This is a genomic window from Bradyrhizobium sp. F1.4.3 (assembly GCF_040548375.1).
In the GTDB taxonomy this organism is placed as follows: Bacteria; Pseudomonadota; Alphaproteobacteria; order Rhizobiales; family Xanthobacteraceae; genus Bradyrhizobium.
Genome location: NZ_JBEPRN010000001.1, coordinates 1204182 through 1223353, shown reverse-complemented (window position 1 = coordinate 1223353; position 19172 = coordinate 1204182). Strand labels below are relative to the sequence as shown.

General features: G+C 64.0%; 16 protein-coding genes and 1 pseudogene. 9 read left to right on the top strand and 8 right to left on the bottom strand.

The features are described 5' to 3' along the window. Positions 1-162: 162 nt before the first annotated feature. The 3 genes from ABIB73_RS05975 to ABIB73_RS05965 all read right to left on the bottom strand — a co-directional run bounded on the left by ABIB73_RS05975 (position 163) and on the right by ABIB73_RS05965 (position 5087). Positions 163-1218: an alpha/beta fold hydrolase gene (locus tag ABIB73_RS05975; protein ID WP_354222121.1), complete on the bottom strand. Its 1056-nt coding sequence runs from the start codon at positions 1216-1218 to the stop codon at positions 163-165. Between the two features lie 199 nt (positions 1219-1417). Further along, complete coding sequence (locus tag ABIB73_RS05970; RefSeq protein ID WP_354222120.1) at positions 1418-2125, bottom strand: hypothetical protein; 708 nt, start codon at positions 2123-2125, stop codon at positions 1418-1420. A gap of 118 nt (positions 2126-2243) precedes the next feature. Further along, entirely contained in the window at positions 2244-5087 is a 2844-nt protein-coding gene (locus ABIB73_RS05965; RefSeq protein WP_354222119.1) for an ATP-binding protein, read from the bottom strand. Between the two features lie 341 nt (positions 5088-5428). Here ABIB73_RS05965 and ABIB73_RS05960 point away from each other — a divergent pair, with 341 nt between their 5' ends. The 8 genes and pseudogenes from ABIB73_RS05960 to ABIB73_RS05925 all read left to right on the top strand — a co-directional run bounded on the left by ABIB73_RS05960 (position 5429) and on the right by ABIB73_RS05925 (position 10626). Continuing rightward, positions 5429-6100: a sensor histidine kinase gene (locus ABIB73_RS05960; RefSeq protein ID WP_354222118.1), complete on the top strand. Its 672-nt coding sequence runs from the start codon at positions 5429-5431 to the stop codon at positions 6098-6100. Positions 6101-6235: 135 nt separating this feature from the next. After that, positions 6236-6925 (top strand): VOC family protein, encoded by a 690-nt coding sequence (locus tag ABIB73_RS05955; protein WP_354222117.1) that lies wholly within the window; start codon positions 6236-6238, stop codon positions 6923-6925. 331 nt (positions 6926-7256) lie between these two features. Further along, positions 7257-8570, top strand: coding sequence for an epoxide hydrolase family protein (locus ABIB73_RS05950; RefSeq protein ID WP_354222116.1), 1314 nt, complete (start codon positions 7257-7259; stop codon positions 8568-8570). 84 nt (positions 8571-8654) lie between these two features. Further along, a pseudogene (locus ABIB73_RS05945) lies at positions 8655-8777 on the top strand (enoyl-CoA hydratase/isomerase family protein); the annotation flags it as partial. A gap of 122 nt (positions 8778-8899) precedes the next feature. Continuing rightward, positions 8900-9322, top strand: a complete 423-nt coding sequence (locus tag ABIB73_RS05940; protein ID WP_354222115.1) for an OsmC family protein — start codon at positions 8900-8902, stop codon at positions 9320-9322. A gap of 20 nt (positions 9323-9342) precedes the next feature. Then, the gene (locus tag ABIB73_RS05935) at positions 9343-9738 is read left to right on the top strand and encodes a cupin domain-containing protein (RefSeq protein ID WP_354222114.1); all 396 of its coding nucleotides are present in this window, start codon (positions 9343-9345) and stop codon (positions 9736-9738) included. 76 nt (positions 9739-9814) lie between these two features. Further along, complete coding sequence (msrA, locus tag ABIB73_RS05930) at positions 9815-10330, top strand: peptide-methionine (S)-S-oxide reductase MsrA (protein ID WP_354222113.1); 516 nt, start codon at positions 9815-9817, stop codon at positions 10328-10330. Positions 10331-10332: 2 nt separating this feature from the next. Further along, a complete protein-coding gene (locus tag ABIB73_RS05925) occupies positions 10333-10626 on the top strand; it encodes a DUF1330 domain-containing protein (protein ID WP_354222112.1) in 294 nt (97 codons plus the stop codon). 49 nt (positions 10627-10675) lie between these two features. On the opposite strand, the gene ABIB73_RS05920 is transcribed toward ABIB73_RS05925, so the two are convergent. After that, complete coding sequence (locus ABIB73_RS05920; RefSeq protein ID WP_502918403.1) at positions 10676-13516, bottom strand: ATP-binding protein; 2841 nt, start codon at positions 13514-13516, stop codon at positions 10676-10678. 377 nt (positions 13517-13893) lie between these two features. Here ABIB73_RS05920 and ABIB73_RS05915 point away from each other — a divergent pair, with 377 nt between their 5' ends. After that, positions 13894-14883 carry a Bug family tripartite tricarboxylate transporter substrate binding protein gene (locus tag ABIB73_RS05915; protein WP_354222110.1) on the top strand — a complete coding sequence of 330 codons (990 nt, stop codon included), beginning with the start codon at positions 13894-13896 and terminating at the stop codon, positions 14881-14883. A 132-nt stretch (positions 14884-15015) separates the two neighbouring features. Here the strand turns inward: ABIB73_RS05915 and ABIB73_RS05910 are convergent, their stop codons facing one another. The 4 genes from ABIB73_RS05910 to ABIB73_RS05895 form a co-directional block, all read right to left on the bottom strand. After that, positions 15016-15852, bottom strand: coding sequence for an ABC transporter substrate-binding protein (locus ABIB73_RS05910; protein WP_354222109.1), 837 nt, complete (start codon positions 15850-15852; stop codon positions 15016-15018). A 68-nt stretch (positions 15853-15920) separates the two neighbouring features. Then, positions 15921-16409, bottom strand: a complete 489-nt coding sequence (locus tag ABIB73_RS05905) for a MaoC family dehydratase (protein WP_354222108.1) — start codon at positions 16407-16409, stop codon at positions 15921-15923. 9 nt (positions 16410-16418) lie between these two features. Then, positions 16419-18002, bottom strand: coding sequence for an acyl CoA:acetate/3-ketoacid CoA transferase (locus ABIB73_RS05900; RefSeq protein WP_354222107.1), 1584 nt, complete (start codon positions 18000-18002; stop codon positions 16419-16421). A gap of 16 nt (positions 18003-18018) precedes the next feature. Next, positions 18019-19161, bottom strand: a complete 1143-nt coding sequence (locus ABIB73_RS05895; protein ID WP_354222106.1) for an acyl-CoA dehydrogenase family protein — start codon at positions 19159-19161, stop codon at positions 18019-18021. Positions 19162-19172 lie beyond the last annotated feature (11 nt).

Sequence of the window (19172 nt, the reverse complement as noted above, 5' to 3'; positions counted from 1 at the left end):
AGCAGACGCCCCATCACCTTCCCTCCAAAGATCACCACGGATTTCCTGCGTGAACAGAAGCTAAGCCGCCCCGATTCCCTTCCGCATTCTAGACTCTGCTCGTTCGAGAGCCACGCAGCCCGACGTTTCGCGCCGGCTGCGCGGTGGTTACGCTGCGTCCGATCAGACGTCGGCGGCCACGTCGATGACGGCGTCGGCAAACGCCTTGGGCGCTTCCTGCGGCAGATTGTGGCCGATGCCACCCTTGATCGTTCGGTGCGAATATTTGCCCGAGAACATCTTTGCATAGGCTGACGGCTCGGGATGCGGCGCCCCGTTGGCGTCGCCCTCCATGGTGATGGTGGGCACGCCGATGATGGGAGCTTGGGCAAGCCGCTTCTCATCATCGTCGTATTTCGCTTCGCCCTCGGCGAGGCCAAGACGCCAGCGATAATTGTGGATCACCACAGCGACATGATCCGGATTGTCAAAAGCCTTGGCGCTGCGCTCGAAGGTAGCGTCGTCGAAGTGCCATTGAGGCGAGGCCAGCTGCCAGATCAGCCTCGAGAAGTCCCGCCGGTACTTGTCATAGCCTTCACGACCGCGCTCGGTTGCGAAGTAGAACTGGTACCACCACTGGAGCTCGGCCTTCGGCGGCAACGGCATCTTGCCGGCCTGCTGGCTGCCGATGAGATAGCCGCTTACCGAGACCATCGCCTTGCAGCGATCCGGCCACAGCGCGGCGATGATGTTGGCGGTCCGTGCGCCCCAGTCGAAGCCCGCGATCGTGGCCTTCTCGATCTTGAGCGCGTCCATCAGCGCGATGATGTCGGTCGCGATTGCCGAGGGCTGCCCGTTGCGGACGGTCGTGTCGGACAGGAAGCGCGTCGTGCCGTAGCCGCGCAAATAGGGCACAATCACGCGATAGCCGGCGGCGGCAAGCATGGGTGCGACGTCGACGAAGGCGTAGATGTCATAGGGCCAGCCGTGCAGCAGGATCACGGGCGGGCCGCTGGACGGCCCCGCTTCGGCGTAGCCGACATTGAGCAGACCGGCGTCGATCTGCTTCAGCGACGCGAACGACGTGTTGGTCCCGGGTTTGACGGTGGATGCACCGGCTTTCGTCGGCTTGACCGTCTCTGCTGCGGCCATCGTGCTCAGTGAGAGCTGCGCTGCTGCAAGCGTCATGGCAGCGCTGCCGAAGAAGCGGCGGCGATCACGGTTGATTCCGTCGGACATGCATCTCTCCTGTTGCCGTGCGTTATGCGAGGCGTGGTATCGTAGCCGAGCTGCGCCGGTGTAAGTCTCGTTCGAGCCCGTAACGTTGGTCGCCGCTCGTGAGACGCAATCTGCACCCAAGTCGGGTGGTTAGCTCGTTATGTATTGTTAGACGATGAGAGCGGAGAGTTATTGCCGGGCGTTTCGCGTGTTAGCGCCGTTACTCGAAGACGGCGTCGAAAATCTCGACGTCGATGAGCACGGGCTTCGCGAGCACGGTTCCGTCAGACCACAACGTCTGTGCACGCCGAAGGGTCGGCACCACGATGCCGCCGAAGTTCTCGTGAGCCCAGGAGTGGTGCGCGACATGTGTGCCCAGGAGATCGTGATCGGTTCGCCTCTGCAAGGCGTTCTCGTCGAAATAGAAGACTTGCTCGGGCGCAACGGTGATGAGGCTTGGCGGGAACTGCGCGCGAAGACGCCGCCAGGTTTCGGCGTTCTCCTGCCACGGCGGCAGCTCCTCCACCACGACATCGGGATGGGCGAGGAGGAACGGGGTCGTGAGATAGTTCCAGATCGCGACGCCGCAGAAGAACACCAGATGCAGTTCGTCCGCCAGCGCATGCGCCCCGGTGTCGGGGAAGGCGAGGCTGGGGTTGCGCCAGGTCCGCAACACCTGGCCATCCAGGCTTTCAATCGTGATCGCGTCCGGCTGAAACCCGCCGGACTGCTCGCCCCCGGTGATCCCGGTGAAACGGACCGATTGTGTCCGCGTCGATCCCTCCGCGGTCACGTCCTTGAATTCGCGGGCATGTCCGGCATCGGAAAAAAGCGTGCCGCCAACGGAAAGATGCAGCGTGAACCGGCTCAAACTGTTCCAACGAGCCATTCCGCCGCTGGCTTCGATCGCATCGTCGAGAAGTGCCATGTCTCGCTGCATCCACCATGAATTGCTATCACCATGGCGGGGCGGGTGCGGCTTGGCGTGTTAGAAGTTGTTAGGAGTTGCGAGAGCGTGATCGGACAGTATCCCGTTGAAGATGCTCTCAATTCAGGGCGCCCAGGAGCCCCTTGGCGGCGACTAGATCGCGGGTCGAGAGGCCTTCCTGATATTGCGCGACGAGCGGCGCGAGGAGGGACTGCGCGGCGGCCGTCCGCCCGGCCTGCTGCCAGATGCGGGCGAGGCTCATGGCGCCCCGCAGCTCCCAGCCGAGCGCGCATTGCCGGCGCGATAAGGCAAGCGATTGCTGGAGACAGCCCTCGGCCTCCGCCGCCCTGCCGGACTGGGTCAAAATGTCCCCCTTGACCCTGAGCATCTCCGGCACGTCGAAGGATTCGCCGTGATCGCCGATCTGGGCGATGGCTTCATCGATCATGCGCAAGGCCTCGTCTGATTGGTTCTGGGCCGCCAGACCCTCCGCGAGCGCCGTTGCAAACACCGTCGTCATGATCCGGTGCCGTGTCGCGTACAAAGTGGCCTGGCTGCGCCGAAGGTGATCGATGCCGCCGGCGGTGTCCCCGCGGCGTAGCAGAAGCTCGCCCTTTTGGCCGATGCCGACCGCGTGATAGGGGCCGAGGAAATGCCGCGCGGCATGGTCGATCAGCCGCTCGATCAGGCTTTCGGCGCTGGCCCAGTCGCCGACCCACAGAAACACGTAAATGGTCCAGATCAGGGAAATTCCGAGCGTCAGTGGTTGCTCGAGCTGCTCGGCCTGCCGCACGGTATATCTGGCCGCCTCGACTGCACGATCGGGCCGGCCGCTGAGCCAGAGCCCGCGCGCCAGTGCGACCAGCGCGACAATGCGGTCATCATAGCCGAGATGCCCGATATTCAACCGCTGCGAGCTCGGGTTGTGGTCCATCGCGCTTTCGCAGAACTGGACGGCCTTGTCCTGGTTGCCGATCAAATGATGCGCCACGCCCAGCATCCACTCGACGTTGAGCGTGCTGGTCGGGTCGTTCAATTTCCGGGCGACGCTTTCGCTCTGTTCGCCGGTGCCGAGCGCCCCGCGAAAATCTCCGACCCGGGTCAGGTAGATGTGCAATCCGCGCAACAGCCAGAGCTGCCAGTGCAGGTCGTCGAGCTCTTGGGCCAATTGCAGGCTTCGCGTGAACGCGGACCGGACCTCTTCCGTATTGCCCTGCGTAAACATCACGGAGACGCCGAGGGCTGCCTGCAACGTCATTTCCTTGCGGCTGTCGACCGCGACCGTATCGGCGGAGGCGAGCGCCTGCCGGGTCCAACGGTAGCACTCCGTCAACAATGTCAGCTCGAGGAAGAATTGCGCCGCGGAGGCCGCCAGATCCACGCCGATGGCACGGTCGCCGCTCTCCGAAAAACTCCAGGTCAGTGCTGCCCGCACGTTCGGCAGATGATCGGCATAGGGCAGGAACCCGCCCGCGCTCTGCATGCCGTTGGATTTGATGGAAATGTCATGCAGGAAGTAGCGAAAATATTCGGCGTGGGCGCGCGCGACACGGACTGCTTCTCCGCTCTCGGCGAGCTTGTCGCCCACAAAGGCGCGGGTCGTGTCGAGCAGGCGATATCTCAACCGGCGTCCCGCGGGAGACGTCGCGATCAGGGATTTCGAGAGCAGGTTCGAGATCGCCTCGACGGCCTCCGCTTCGCTGATGCCCTGGCATGATGCAACGGCAAGCGCAGCTTCCAGCGTGAATGGCCCGACGAACACCGACAAACCGCGCAAAGCCGCGCTCTCGGCTGCCGGAAGCAGGTCGTAGCTCCAGCTGAGCGCCGCGCTTAGCGTCTGGTGCCGCGGAATCGCAGTGCGGCGTCCGCGCCACAGCAGCGAGAACCGGCTGTCGAGAAGCGAGGCGGTTCCGGCGATACCATAGGCATTGACCCGTCCGGCGGCGAGCTCGATCGCCAGCGCAATCCCGTCCAGGCGCCGGCAGATATCGGCGACGAGTGGTGCGTCCTCTTCGCTCAGTTCGAATTCGCTCAGGCTCTCGGCAATCCGTTCGACGAAAAGCTGGCTCGCCGGATAGGCAAGGATATCGGCCATGCTGAGCCCGTCGCGTTGTGGCGGACAATCGAGCGGAAACAGCCGGTAGACGCGCTCGCCTTCGGTGCGGAAGGACTCGCGGCTGGTGGCGAGAATGTGCAGCTCCGGGACCTCCTGCACGATGCGTTCCGCCAAGGGCGCGAGCTCGTCGAGGATGTGCTCGCAGCTGTCGAAGGCCAGCAGCATCCGCCGGCTGCGCAGGAACGCGAGCAGCCCCGGCATCGGATCGTCGGAATTGACCGTCAGGCCTAGCGCCGCGGCGATCGTGCCGGGAACGAGCCTCGGGTCCGTCAGCGCACCGAAATCGACGAAGCAGACCTGGCCGTCGAAACTTGCAAGCTGGCCGTGCGCCACGGCCAGCGCGACCGACGTCTTGCCGATGCCGCCGGGGCCGACGATTGTGACGAAGCGGTGCAGGGAAAGCTCGGCTGAGATTTTCTCGACGGCCTCGTCCCGTCCGATCATCCTCGCAAGCGGTGCGGGCAGGGAACGAAGCGACGAGACAGGCTCGGCTCGCCGGTTCTCCGAAGGTGCCGCGCGGAGCAAGGGGGCCGCGAAACAATAGCCGCGGCCAGGCACGTTGACGACATAGCGGGAGCCTTCGCCGGCGTCGCCTAGGGCCTTGCGCAGGGTTGTGATGTGGAAGCGCAGGCTGCCTTCGTCGACGTTCACGTCGGCCCAGACCCGTTTGACCAGCTCCCGCTTGTCGACGACCTCGCCGGCCCGCTCGGCGAGAAAAATGAGGATGTCGAGCGCCCGGCCGCCGAGATGGAGCGGAGCGCCATCCTTCTCCAGCAGCCGCGACTTGGGGAGCAGTCGAAAGGCCCCGAAGGAAATGGCTGAGTCCTGGTCGTTAGTGTCTGGCACGCGCCATGATTCCAGCGAAAGGAAAGTGCTGCTGTCTGTCTGATCTATCAGAACGAGGTCTTGAGTAGACCGGCCGAAAACGGCGAAATCGAGCAACGCACGCAGGGCCGGGCCAAAAGTTCAGGGACGATACACTATAAATTTCGTTTAAACGCGAACGGCTTATACGGCAATCGGAAAGACTCGGCAGAGCGCGTGGGTGCTGATGCAGCAGCCGCGCACTGCAACTATCACGTGCCATCGATCATAACAGAATCTTGCAACGTCTAACGAGCGTAAGCTGCGGCTCTCCTGCAGTGTAGCCTTCGAGTTAGGCCCTACTGCCAACGGGGGAGGCTATGATGCCCAATATCAGCGCTCGGCCGAACGACAAGGCCGCTCGATCTCCATTCGTCGCCAATCTTGACGATGTGTCGCGTGACTGGGAACTCGTGTTGCGGGAGTCCCACCACCGGATGAAGAACACCCTGACGCTCCTGGGTGCGTCAGTCCGCCGCGACTTCACGCGGGCCGGAATCGGGGACTTGTCAGTTGCGGTGGACCGGCTTGAGCGGCGCATCGTCGCCTTTGGCCGGCTCTATCAACTGTTGTCTGACAACGACGATCTATCGACGATCCCTGTCGAGGCCTTCTTCGGGAGCCTCTGTGGCGCGATCTCCGAGGCGGTGCTGGAGCCGGCGGGGGTTCGCTGCGAGGCTTCGATCGAGAACGGCATGCTGCCGGCGTGGCAATGTCATCGGCTTGCGCTGATGCTGACGGAATTGGTCACAAATGCAGCAAAGCATGCCTTTCCGAACAAGAATGGTGCACTGATCCGCATCGATATCGCAAACCACGAGGGTTGCTGGTTCTGCACGGTGGTCGACAACGGCGTCGGTGCAACCAGGCCGCCTCAGGGTGCCGGCAGCCGGATCCTGGAAGGTCTCGCGCGCAGTATCGGCGCTCGCATGCAAGGCGAGGCCGGGCAGGGTGGCACGCGCGTGACGATCGCGATGCCGCTTGGGGCTCCTTGAAGAGCGGCTCGGCTCGCAATCGCTAACGAGCCCTAACATCCCATAACGAGCAATTGTCCCCCGGTCTGCGTGAAATTGATGGTGCCAGAAGCGGGCTTCGGTCTCGAACCCGCGCCTCAAATCAGGGAGTTCCACATGACAATGACCGAGATGAACCGCGAAGCCGGCGCAAAGTCCGCGAACTCGCATGGAGTTGATCTCAAACTCGAGGTCATCGTCATTCCCGTGTCGGATGCCGACCGCGCAAAGGCATTTTATGCAAATCTCGGCTGGAGGCTGGATGCCGACTTCGCCTCGGGCGATGGCTGGCGCGTGATCCAGTTCACGCCGCCGGGCTCGGCATGTTCGGTGATTTTCGGCAAGAACGTCACGGCCGCAGCGCCCGGTTCGGCGCAAGGCCTGTATCTGATCGTCTCCGATCTGGAGGCGGCGCGACAGGATCTGGTCGCTCGCGGCATCAAGGTCAGCGAACCCTTCCACGGCGGCGGCGACGTTCACGCCGGCGCGGATCAGCCCTATCTGTTCGGCCGTCTCCGGGTCAGTGGTGCTGACCCGCAACGCGGCAGCTACAGCTCATTTTCCTCGTTCAACGACCCCGACGGCAACGGCTGGCTGCTCCAGGAAGTCACCACCCGGCTGCCCGGCCGCATCGAGGCGACCGATACAACATTTACGTCGCCGGATGAGCTTGCCGGCGCGCTGCGCCGCGCGGCGGCGGCGCATGGTGAACACGAGAAGCGCACCGGCGGCCACGACGAGAACTGGCAGGATTGGTACGCCGTCTACATTGTGCGCGAGCAGGCCGGCCAGCCGCTGCCATCCTGAGTTTGCGGGACTGCTGCGAGAATCAGCATTCGCAGCGCGCGTGTAGCTCTCGCGCAGCAAAGATTTTCATCGAACTTAGTTCGATGCCAACACAGCGCGCGATGATCTTGCTCATCGCGTGCTGGGATCGTTTTTGTATGCGTATGTCGGCGAAGATCGTTCCTGATCCCTGCTCTCGCATCTCCGTCGTAGCGACTCGCAAAGGCTAACGCAGTCTAACAATCCATAACGAGCAAATTGCCGGTGCCTGAACCAATGTCTTCACAGGACGAACCGACCTGTCGATTTCGAATTCGGTCAACGTCGCAGACCAAAGCCAGGGAGATCCAAAATGACGACGCACGCACGAGCCGACATCCTGAACCCCGACCGCCGCCAATTGCTGAGCCAGGCTGCAATGGGCGCAGTAGCCGCCAGCATGGCGAGCCTGTTCCCGCCGCATTCGGCAAAGGCTGCCGCGAGCGGCGCAATCCGCCCGTTCCACGTCAGCGTGCCCGAGGAAGATCTGGACGACCTGCGCCGCCGCTTGAGGGCGACGAGGTGGCCGGATCGCGAGATCGTCGCCGATCAGTCGCAGGGCGTGCAGCTGACGACGGTCCAGCAACTCGTGCACTACTGGCAGAGCGACTACGACTGGCGCAAGATGGAAGTACGATTGAACGCATTGCCGCAATTCGTCACCGAGATCGACGGCGTCGACATTCACTTCATTCATGTGCGCTCTGGGCACGAGAATGCGCTGCCGATGATCGTCACGCATGGCTGGCCCGGTTCGATCATCGAGCAGATGAAGATCATCGGCCCGCTCACCGATCCCACAGCGCACGGCGCGAAGGCGGCGGACGCGTTCGACCTCGTGATTCCCTCGCTCCCCGGTCACGGCTTCTCCGGCAAGCCGACGGCGCTCGGCTGGGATCCGCAGCGCGTTGCGCGCGCATGGGTCTTGCTCATGAAACGGCTGGGCTACAACCGCTACGTCGCCCAGGGCGGCGACTGGGGCAATGCCGTCACGGAGCAGATGGCGCTGCTGGCGCCGCCGGAGTTGCTCGGCATCCACACCAACATGCCCGCGACCGTTCCCGACGACATCGCCAAGGCGCTGCAGCCCGGCGGGTCGCGGCCATCCGGCCTCTCGCCCGACGAGCGCTACGCCTACGACCAACTCGACGATTTTTATAAGCATGGCCTCGGCTATGCGATCGAGATGTCGAACCGGCCGCAGACGCTCTATGGACTGGTGGATTCGCCGGCTGGTCTGGCGTCCTGGATGCTCGATCACGATGCGCGCAGCACCGCGATGATCGCGCGGGTGTTCGACGGCAAGACGGAAGGGCTTTCGCGAGATGATGTGATCGACAACATCACGCTCTACTGGCTCACCAACACCGCGGTCTCCTCGGCGCGCCTGTACTGGGAGAACAGGCTGGTGTTCTTCGAGCCCAAGCATGTGAAGATCCCGGTCGCCGTCAGCGTCTTCCCGGACGAGATCTACGCCGCGCCGCGCAGCTGGGCCGAGAAGGCCTATCCCAAGCTGATCCACTACAACCGCCTCGACAAGGGCGGGCACTTCGCGGCCTGGGAGCAACCCGCGCTGTTCAGCGCGGAAATGCGCACCGCATTCCGCCCACTGCGCCAGTCGATCTGAGACGAGCGGGGGACGCGCGATCACACGCGCGTCCCCTCCTTCGGACGCATATCAGGAGTGCCAACCGGGAATCGTCCCGAACGCATGACCTCCCTCGGCCGCCCTGCGAGCCAAGCCAGGATCAAGGCGCTGATGGCGCGCGGCTTCCATCGCGCCGGCGACGTCGAGAACCGGCTTGGCTTCCACGTCGGACAGATCCGCACCTGACGGAACCGCTGCGCCGCTCGACCGGTTGGAAGGCGATCGGCGGTGACGCCGGGGTTGCTTTCCACCGATGCAGAGCGCCAGTGTCGAGTTGGACGACCCGCAAACAAACCAGGAGAAATCAAATGATCCGCAAGGCAAAAGCAGTTTGGCAGGGCACTGGTCGTGACGGCACCGGCCATCTGTCCAGCGAGTCGGGCGTGCTCGCCGAGACGCCCTATTCTTTCAAGACCCGCTTCGAGAACGAGAAGGGGACCAATCCCGAGGAATTGATCGCGGCGGCGCACGCCGGCTGCTTCACGATGGCGCTGGCTTTCGGCCTTCAGCTCGCCGGCTTCACGCCGACCGAGCTCTCAACCGAGGCTGCGGTCTCGCTCGAGCCCGAAGGCAAGGGCTTCAAGATCAGCAAATCGGCACTCACCCTGCGCGCCAAGGTGCCGAATCTCGACGCCGCCGGCTTTGCCCGCATCGCGGGTGAGGCGGAGAAGAACTGCCCGGTCTCGAAGGTTCTCAACGCCGAAATCACGCTCGACGCCAAGCTGATCTAGCCGAAAAAGGGAGCGAAGCCATGACTCGCCAGCATCAGCCGGACGAAGACAGGTTTCGGGCAATCCTGCCTGAAGATATTGCATGGCAGCCGTTTCCCGCGTTCCCGCCCAGCGCGCGGCTTGCCGTGATGGTTGGCCATCCTGCCCAACCCGGACCTTACGTGGTCCGGGTGAGGGTGCCGGGCGGCACGAAGCTGATACCGCACAAGCATCCGGAGGACCGCATCTACACGGTCATGTCCGGCGTGTTCTACATCGGTCTCGGCGAGACCTTCGATGGCGACAAAGTCCTGGCCTATCCGCCTGGCAGCCTGATTGTCCTGCCCGGTGAGACCTGGCATTTTCATTGGGCGAAGTCGGGCGAAATACGTGACGCGGGTTTCCGCGATCGGGCCGCTGGGCCTCGAATATCGTGACGCGGATGATGATCCGCGCTCGCACAGGGTGCGGTAGGATCGCGGGCGTCTCGACTGATCAAATGGAGGACATCACATGACGACGGAGCGCGCAGTTTTGGCCGGAGGTTGTTTCTGGGGCATGCAGGATCTCATCCGCAAGCAGCCCGGGGTGATTTCAACCCGCGTCGGCTACACCGGTGGCGAGGTGAAGAACGCCACCTACCGCAATCACGAAGGCCATGCCGAAGCGATCGAGATCATCTTCGATCCCGCGAAGACGAGCTACCGAACGATGCTGGAGTTCTTCTTCCAGATCCACGACCCCACCACGCTCAATCGCCAGGGCAACGACCGGGGCACGAGCTATCGCTCGGCGATCTTCACCACGACGGACGAGCAGAAGCGAGTCGCCGAGGACACGATCGCCGATGTCGAGGCGTCGCATCTATGGCTCGGCAAGGTGGTAACCGAGATCGCTCCCGCAGGTGATTTCTGGGAAGCCGAGCCGGAGCATCAGGATTATCTCGAGCGTTATCCTGACGGCTACACCTGTCACTTCATCCGGCCGAACTGGAAGCTGCCGCGGCGGGCGGCGGCTGCGGGAGGCTAGCGATGGCGAAGGGATACTGGATCACCTTCTATCGCTCCATCTCCGATCCTGAGGCTCTGGCGGCCTATGCAAAGCTAGCTGGTCCCGCGATCGTCGCCAATGGCGGCCGCTTCCTCGCCCGCGGCAATGCGGCGAAGGCCTATGAGCAGGGGATCGCGCAGCGGGCCACTGTAACCGAGTTCGACAGCGTCGAACTGGCGGCCGCGGCTCACGACAGTCCTGCCTATCGCGAGGCGTTGAAGGCACTCGGCAACGCCTGCGAGCGGGACGTTCGCATCGTCGCGGGTTTGGACTGACAGCTGCAGCGCGCGGGGGGAGAACCATGACCGAAGCATGACGCTTGGGTCAGGTCCGCAGTTGCGCGATCAGGCCGTGCGCGATCCGCATGTCGGCGATGTCGGATCCTTCGGTCAGCGCTCCGCATACCTTCTCCAGAATTGCCAGTGCCTCTACATGCTGGTCCCGTCCTATCCTGAACTGCGCGATGCTGATCGCGCATCGCAGCTGCCAGAAGTCCGCGCCCTGCTGCGTTGCCAGCTCCATGGCTTCGTGAAAGCAGGCTTCAGCGGCTTGCGAATGCGGTGCCTCTCTCAGCATCAGCTCGCCCTTGATGCGGAGCAGCTCCGGCAGATACCAGCGTTCCTGCCTGTCGTTGCAGCGCGCCAACGCACTTTCGATCGTGTCGAAGCCGTGATGGACCTGGTTGGCCTGTCCGAAGCAAGCTGCGAGCTCACCGAGCAAGGGAAGAAAGCGCGGCAGGAAGCGTGCATCGCCGGCGCGATTGAGCTCGTCGCGCAGCAGCGGCAGACCGGTCTCGACGTTCGCGCTCTTGGCGATGACCAGCGCGTTGAAAGCCCGCGCCCACAGACTCCAAAGCCGTATGGCATGGCGTTCGGCATGTTCGAGCAACTCGTTGCCATAACGTTCGGCGGCATCGTAGTCCCCGGCCAGGAAGGCGATCGGGCAGGCGGCCTGTCCAAGCACGCTACAGAAGGTCAGCGCGTGGCCGTTGGCACGGCCTTCGTGGATGTTCCGTTCGGCGAGTGCCAGGGCCTGATCCGCATGACCCTGGAGCCACAGGATACGGGCGCGGAAATACTGCGTTGATATCCGCAAGTCGAGCGGGAAGATCTTTGGTTTCTCGGCCAGCACATGCAGCGAGGCGTTCACCCGGTCGATGTGGACCCGTGCCTCGCTCTGGTCTCCGAGATAATGCAGCGCAACGGCCATGAGCCGGTCCGCCAGCATGAGGTCGGTCTTGTCGGATGAACTCGCGGCGGCCTCCGTGAAACGGTCCGCGAGCGCGCGCGCCTTGCCGAACGCCCCGTTGTTGAACTGGTCGATGCACAATCCCCAGAGTGCGCGCAGCCGGAAATCCTTGTCGTCGAGTCTATCGGCCAGTTCGAGCGTGGCCTCGAGGATCGGGCGAGCCTCGCGTGCCCGTCCTTCTCCGTACATCAGCGACCAGCCAAGTGCCGCGAGGAGTTGCATGCGCACCCGGTCGCCGCCGCGGTCTCCGGGCGCGGCAAGTGCCGTTCTGGCGCGCTCGCGACATTCGGCGAACAACGAAAGACGCACCCAGAGCGTGACCGCTCCCGCCGTCAGCGCAACGCCCAGCTGTGCGTCGCCGTCGGGTGAGAAGGCCCAGTCCAGCGCGGCGCGCAGATTGTCCAGTTCCGCGCCATAGACGCCAAGCCAGTCGGATAGCGGAGCGGAGGTCTCGGCTTCAGCGCGCTCGAACAGGTCTCGAAAATATTCGGCATGGCGTTGCGCAATTCGCTTCGCCTCGCCGATCTCGTTCAGCTTCCCGAGTGCGTAGGTGCGTGTGGTATCCAGCAGGCGATAGCGCAGCGTCCGTGCGCCGGACGGCGCGATCAGCGATTTCGTGACGAGATTGTCGATCGCCTCCATGGTCTCCGAGGCACTGAGCCCATCGCCGGAGGCGACTGCGGCAGCCGCTTCTGGCGTAAACGGTCCGACGAAGACCGATAATCTCCGCAAGATGGTGCTCTCCGATGCGGGAAGGAGGTCGTAGCTCCAGTCGAGCGCGGCGCTGAGCGTCTGGTGTCGCGGAATCGCCGTGCGTCGCCCGCGCCATTGCAGCGAAAAGCGGCTGTCGAGAAGGGAGGCCGTGCCCGCGATGCCGTAGGCATTGACGCGTCCCGCGGCGAGTTCGATCGCGAGCGCGATGCCGTCGAGGCGCCGGCAGATATCCGCGACAAGGGGCGCTTCTTCCGCGCTGAGCTGAAATGGGCCGGAGCTCTGCGCGATACGTTCGACGAAGAGCTGGGCTGCAGGATAGGCGAGGACGTCGGCCACGGCGAGGTCGTCGCGCCGGGGCGGACAATCCAGCGGAAACAGCCGAAAGATTCGTTCGCCTTCGCTGCGAAAGGATTCCCGGCTGGTTGCCAGCACATGCAATCGCGGCGCCTCGCGAACGAGTCGCTCGACGAGCGGCGCAAGGGTTTCCAGAACGTGCTCGCAGCTGTCGAAGATCAGTAGCGTCGATTTCGGCTGGAGATGTGTCAGCAGGGCCGGGACCGGATCATCCGCATTGATGGCCAGCCCGAGTGTCGATGCAATGGTGATTGCGGCGAGTTCGGGTTTCCTCACCGGTCCGAAGTCGACAAAGAACACGTGTCCGTCGAAATGGGCAAGCCGGCGGTGGCCCACGGTCACGGCCACTGCGGTCTTGCCGATGCCGCCGGGGCCAACCACGGTGACGAAACGATGCAGCGAGAGCCCGGTTGAAATCTTCTCGATGACGTCGTCTCGCCCGATCACTCGGGCGAGCGGAGGAGGAAGCGAGCGGGAGAGGGGGACGTCGACGGGAGAAGGCTGGATCGCAGGTGCAGTCTGGGTGAGAGTCGCGACGAAGCAATAACCGCGCCCGGGGACATTGACGACATAGCGGGCCGACTTGCCGGTATCGCCGAGCGCCTTGCGGAGAGCTGCGATGTGGAAGCGGAGGCTGCCATCGTCCACGTTCACATTGGCCCAGACGCGTTTGACCAGCTCTCGCTTGTCGACGACTTCGCCGGGTCGCTCGGCCAGGAAGATCAGGATGTCGAGCGCGCGGCCGCCAACGTGAAGTTGCGCGCCGTCCTTCTCCAAGAGTCGGGACTTGGAAAACAGTCGAAATGGCCCAAAAGAAATGGCCGAGTCTTGGCTGTTATCGGCTGGCACGCGCCATCGCCCCCTCGGCAGGGAGTCAAAAATGTTTGAATTGGGTCTAGCAGATCGAGGCGGTGAGTAAACTGGACGAAAGCAGCGGGGCGGCTGCTGCCCCGCTCCGCTTGCTTCGACCAGCGTTTTACAAGCGGAAATATCGCTTGTGGATGAACGGCTTAAGTCGACGGCCGAAGGCGACGCGGTCCGGGCAGCTGTCTGCCCCGCGCAGGGGGGCATGCACCAAAACGGGGTGGGGATTTCGGCTTTGCTCATCAGCCATGGTCGTCTCGCCGATCGCGCAAGCCATTGACGATGGCTGCGTACTGCTGCGAATGGAGCTTTGGGAGCCGGTCCCGCCTCTGATCAGTAGCTGCCGACTTTCGGAATAGGACATGCCCTCCCTCTCGCGGCGACGATTCATCAATGCGGCTGCGTTTGCAGCTACGCTCGCCGGAATTCCACGCAGCGGAAGAGCCGCTGATTATCCATCGCGTCCCATTCGACTGGTGATCCCGTATGGGCCTGGCGGCTCAGGTGATCAGATCGGGCGTCCCTGGGTCGAGAGGATGTCATCGCAGCTCGGTCCGACTTTCGTCGAGAACATCGGTGGTGCAGGCGGCGCGATCGGAACGACCGCGATCGCGCGCGAAAAGCCTGACGGCCATTCGCTGCTTTTGGGAAATGGCAGCACGCAGGTCGTCATTCCGTTGACGACGCCAAATCCCGCTTATTCCATCAGCGATTTCCGGGCGATCTATCGCCTGATCAACAGCGCGCTGGTTTTCGCCATAAATCCATCGGTGCCGGCCACAAATCTGCGAGACCTGATCGCCTACGCCAAGGTCAATCCCGGCACGCTGTCCTATGGAACGCCCGGCATCGGTACCGGCAATCACCTCGTCGGCGAATTGTTCAAGCAGCAGGCGGGCGCGTTGGACATTGTCCACGTTCCTTATCGGGGGATCTCGCAGGCAACCAACGACCTCGTCAGCGGCCAAATATCTCTCATCGTTGCCGTCATGTCGGTTCAATTGCAGCAACTGAGCCGGGCCGGCAAGATACGGCTGCTCGCGGTCACGACCGACAGGCGGTTGAGCGGCGCGCCTGATATACCGACCGCAATTGAATCGGGCATGCCGGATCTCAGATACGAGGGGTGGTTCGGCCTGTTCGCTCCAAAAATGACCGATGATGCGATCATAGATCGGATTGCGCAGGCGACACGGGCTGCGATGGCTGATCCTGCACTCCAGGCGACGTATCGCTCTCAGGGCATGGAGCCGGACATCGATTCGAGCCCTGACAGATTCCAGCGAATTGTCGACGCCACATCGGCAAGCCTTGCGCCCGTGATCAGGTCGATCGGGCTTCAGTCGTTGTGAGCGGGACGCAGGCTTGATCGAGAAATGCGCTCCAGAAAGCGGGTTGATTCAACGCTTGCTCAAATCAGCGCATAGGCCGTTGAACTTTCGAGCGGACAACTCCAATGATTGCCGTTGTATGGGCGCGCGGGATCAATTCGTCGGCCCATCGCCCCGGATGGCGAAAGTGGTGGCCTTCAGCTTGGTCATGCCGAACTTGTCGAACAGCTTGTCGTAGGTGCCGTCGGCGCGGGTCGCGGTGAGCGCGTCGGCGAAAGCTTGCGCGAGCAGCTTGTCGCGGAAGGCGAAGGTGATGTCGGTGCCGGCGATGTCGCGGACCCAGATCTTGGCGATGCCCTTCTGCTCGAGCGAGTTGGCGGTCTCGTTGATGTTGAGCGCGGCCTCGAGCTGGCCCGCGCGCAGCGCCGCCGAGGTCGCGGTGACGGTGGTGAAGGTGCGCAGTTCGATCGGCTTGAGGCCCTTGGCAACCATCTCGGTGTTGAACTCGCGCGCCTTGCGCTCCGTGTAAGTCGCCGATTCGACGCCGACGACACGGCCGGCGAGATCCTCGAACTTCTCCAGCTTCAGGGTGGAAGTGGGATCGGTGTAGATGCTGATCGCCTGCTGCGCGTAAGGCACGAGGTAGAGCATCTTGGAGCGCTCCTCGGTCCAGAACAGGCCGGTGTTGATGGCGTCGAAGCGGCCGGAGCGCAGCGCCGGGATCATCGGCGGGAAGTCCATGCGCAGGAACACCGGCTCGACGCAGATGCGCTTGGCGATCTCGCGGGCGAGCTCGACATTGAGGCCCTGCAACTCGCCCTTGTCATCGACGAATTGCTGCGGCGGCAGCGTCGGGTTGATCGACATCTGCCATTTCGGCGCCTCGATCAGGCTCGAGGCCGGCACCTTCGGGGTGCAGGTCTGGGCGCCGGCCGCCTGGGACAGGCCGATCAGAACAGCGAAGGCGGAGAAGGTCTTGGGAAATCGCATCTGAATACTCCTGTCAAATCGTGGGTGGCAATTGAGCCGTGTCCGGTCCGACGTCTTGCTCATGGTCGTCATGTCGTGGCCGTCGCGTCGCGATCGGCCTGCCGGGTCAGGATCAGCGAGGTGTGGCGGGCCGCCGTCACCACCTCGTCGCGCTGGTTGAGAAGGTCGAGCGTTTCGATGACGATGCCGCGCTCGGGGTTCTTGGTCGGCCGCTTCTCGACGAAGCGGAAGCGGACGCGCAGGGCGTCGCCGGCGACGATCGGCGCCTTGAACCGCACCTCGTCCCAGCCGAGCGAGGCGACCGAGGTCTCCTCGTACAGCTTGAGCTCCGATTTCAGCCCCTCCATCAGCGACAGGCCGAACAGCCCATGGCCGATCACGGCGGGAAAGCCGCGCGACTGCGCATAGGCGGTATCGATATGCAGCGGATGATGATCGCGTGTGACGTGGGCGAAGGCAGCGATGTGGGCCTCCGTGACGATATGCGCGGCAGTCTCGAACTCCGCGCCGAGCGCGATGTCCTCGTAACGGAGATTGATCGGAGTGCTGGCGTCCATGCCCATCCCTCAGGCGACCTTGCGCGGCCGCGCCGGCAGCGCCCTAAAACTCTGCGCGATCCCCATCGGCCCGGAGCGGAAGATGCGCGCGTCCATATCCTTCAGCTGCGGGCTGATGCGCGGCCGGAAGCCCATGTGGGCGAGGATGTCCTCTTCCAGGCGAACGCCCGGAGCGATCTCGGTCAGGGCCACGCTGCCGTTCTCCAGCTCGAACACGGCGCGCTCGGTGACGTAGCTCACCTGCTGGCCGCGCTGTGCGGCGAGCGACGCGCTGAAGCTGATCTGGCCGACCTGGGCTACGAATTTGCGAAATGCGCCGTCGCGCCGGATCGCGAGGCGGCCGTTCTCGACGCCGATGTCGAACTTGCCGCCGGTCATGGTGCCGCTGAAGATCAGCCGCCGCGCGTTCTGCGTGATGTCGATGAAGCCGCCGGAGCCGTCGCGGCGCTCGCCGAAGCGGGTGACGTTGACGTTGCCGGCCTCGTCCACCTCCGCGAAGGAGAGGAAGGCGCAGGAGAGCCCGCCGCCGTCGTAGAAGTCGAACTGATAGGCCTGGTCGAGGATGACGCGCGGGTTGATGGCGGTGCCGAATTCGCGCGCATGGCCGGGCACACCGCCGACCACGCCGGATTCGACCGTCAGCGTGATCAGGTCGGAGATACCTTCCTCGGCGGCGACATTGGGGATCATCGCGGAGATGCCGACGCCGAGATTGACGACGTCGCGCGGGCGCAGCTCGAAGGCGGCGCGGCGGGCGATCACCCGCCGCTCGGTCAGCGGATCGGGCGTGATCATCGCCACCGGCACCCGCGTCTCGCCGCAGCGCGCCGGATCGTAGGCGGTGCCGTAGGTCTGCATCTGGTCGGGTTCGAGCACGACATGGTCGATCAGGAAGCCGGGGATCTTGACCATCTGCGGATGGATCGAGCCGCGCTTCACGATGCGCTTGACCTGGCAGATCACGGTGCCGCCGGCATTGTGCACGGCCTGCGCGATGGAGAGATCCTCGCGCGTCGTGCCCTCGTGCTCCATGCTGATATAGCCGTCCTCGTCGGCGGAGGTGCCGCGGATGATGGCGACGTCAGGCGGGGTGGGGACACGGTAGAGCAGCCACGACTGGCCGTGCAGCTCGAGCAGGTCGACCAGCGGCGCCGTGGTGCGCTTGTTCATGCGACCGCCGTCCTGGCGCGGGTCCATGTAGGTGTTGAGGCCGACATGGGTGAGCACGCCCGGATGTTTCGCTGCCATGGCGCGGCAGAGCTGGCTCATGACGCCTTGCGGAAAATTATAGGCGTCGATCAGCTCGTCGCGGACGAGCCGCATGAACGGCACCTGGAGGCCGAAATTGCCGCCGATCACGCGCGCGATCAGGCCTTCATGGGCGAGATGGCACAGGCCCTTCTCGGTCACGGCGCCGACGCCGGTGATGTTGATCAGCGTCAGTCCGTGCGGCCCCGCTCCGCCGAGGAACCGCTGCTCCAGCGCGTCGAGGATGGCTTCGGCAGCTCCTGTGCCGCCATTGCCGCCGACGATCAGTGTGTCGGCATCGCGGATGAGACCTGCGGCCTCTGCCGCGGTGATGATGCTCAGCATGACTGCACGCGTCCCATCATGCGGCCTCCTTCTCGACCTGGCGGGCGATGATGAGCCGCTGGATCTGGTTGGTGCCTTCGTAGATCTGGGCGAGGCGCACGTCGCGGAACAGCCGCTCGATGCGGTACTCCCGCGAGTAGCCGTTGCCGCCGTGGATCTGGAGCGCATTGGAGACGTGCTTCATCGCCATGTCGGTCGTGAACAGCTTGGCCTGCGCCGCCTCCTTGGCGATCGGCTCGCCCGCATCATGGAGCCGCGCGGCATGATGAATCAGGAGGCGCGCCGCGGCGATGTCCGTCGACATGTCAGCGAGCATGAACTGCACCGCCTGGAAACCGATGATTGCCTGGCCGAACTGCTTGCGGTCGCCCGCATAGGCGGTGGCGTCCTCGAACGCGGCCTGCGCCATGCCGAGCGCCATCGAAGCCATCATTAGCCGGCTGAAATTGAAGTTGCTCATCGCCATCTTGAAGGCCTGGTTCTCCGGCCCCATCAGGCTGTCGGCTGGCAGGGTCACATCGGAGAAGGTGATCTGGCAGTCTTCAAGGCCGTGCATGCCGAGAAGCTCCTCGTTCTTGCCGCGCGCGATGCCGGGCAGGGCGCCATCGACCAGCAGGCAGGAGATGGCGCGATGGCCCGCGTCCGCGCCGGTGCGCGCGAACACCATGATGCGGTCGGCGACGCCGCCGAGCGTGACCCAGGCCTTGGTGCCGTTGAGCCTCCAGCCATCGCCCTCGCGCACCGCATTGGTGCGGATGCCCGCGACGTCGGAGCCGTGGTCGGGCTCAGAGACGGCGGTGGCGGGAATGATGTCGCCGCTGAGAATCCTGGGGATGAGCGCCTTGTGCGCGTCGGTGCCGTGATGGTCGAAGAACAGCACCGCCTCGACGGGGATCGCGAAAGCGTTGGCAACGGCGCCGGAACAGCGCGCCAGTTCTTCCATCGCTATGCAGGCCGCGATCGCATCGAGACCGGCGCCGCCAGCGCCTTCGCGCAGGCAGATGCCGAACAGGCCGAGATCGGCCATGCCCTTGTAGAGCGCGCGGTCGAAGCGGTCCTCGCGGTCGATTGCAGCCGCGCGCGGCAGGATCTCCGTCTGCGCGAAGCGTCGGGCGGTCTCGCGCAGGGCCTTCTGGTCTTGGCTGTAGAAGCGGTCCATGGCGTGTGGTC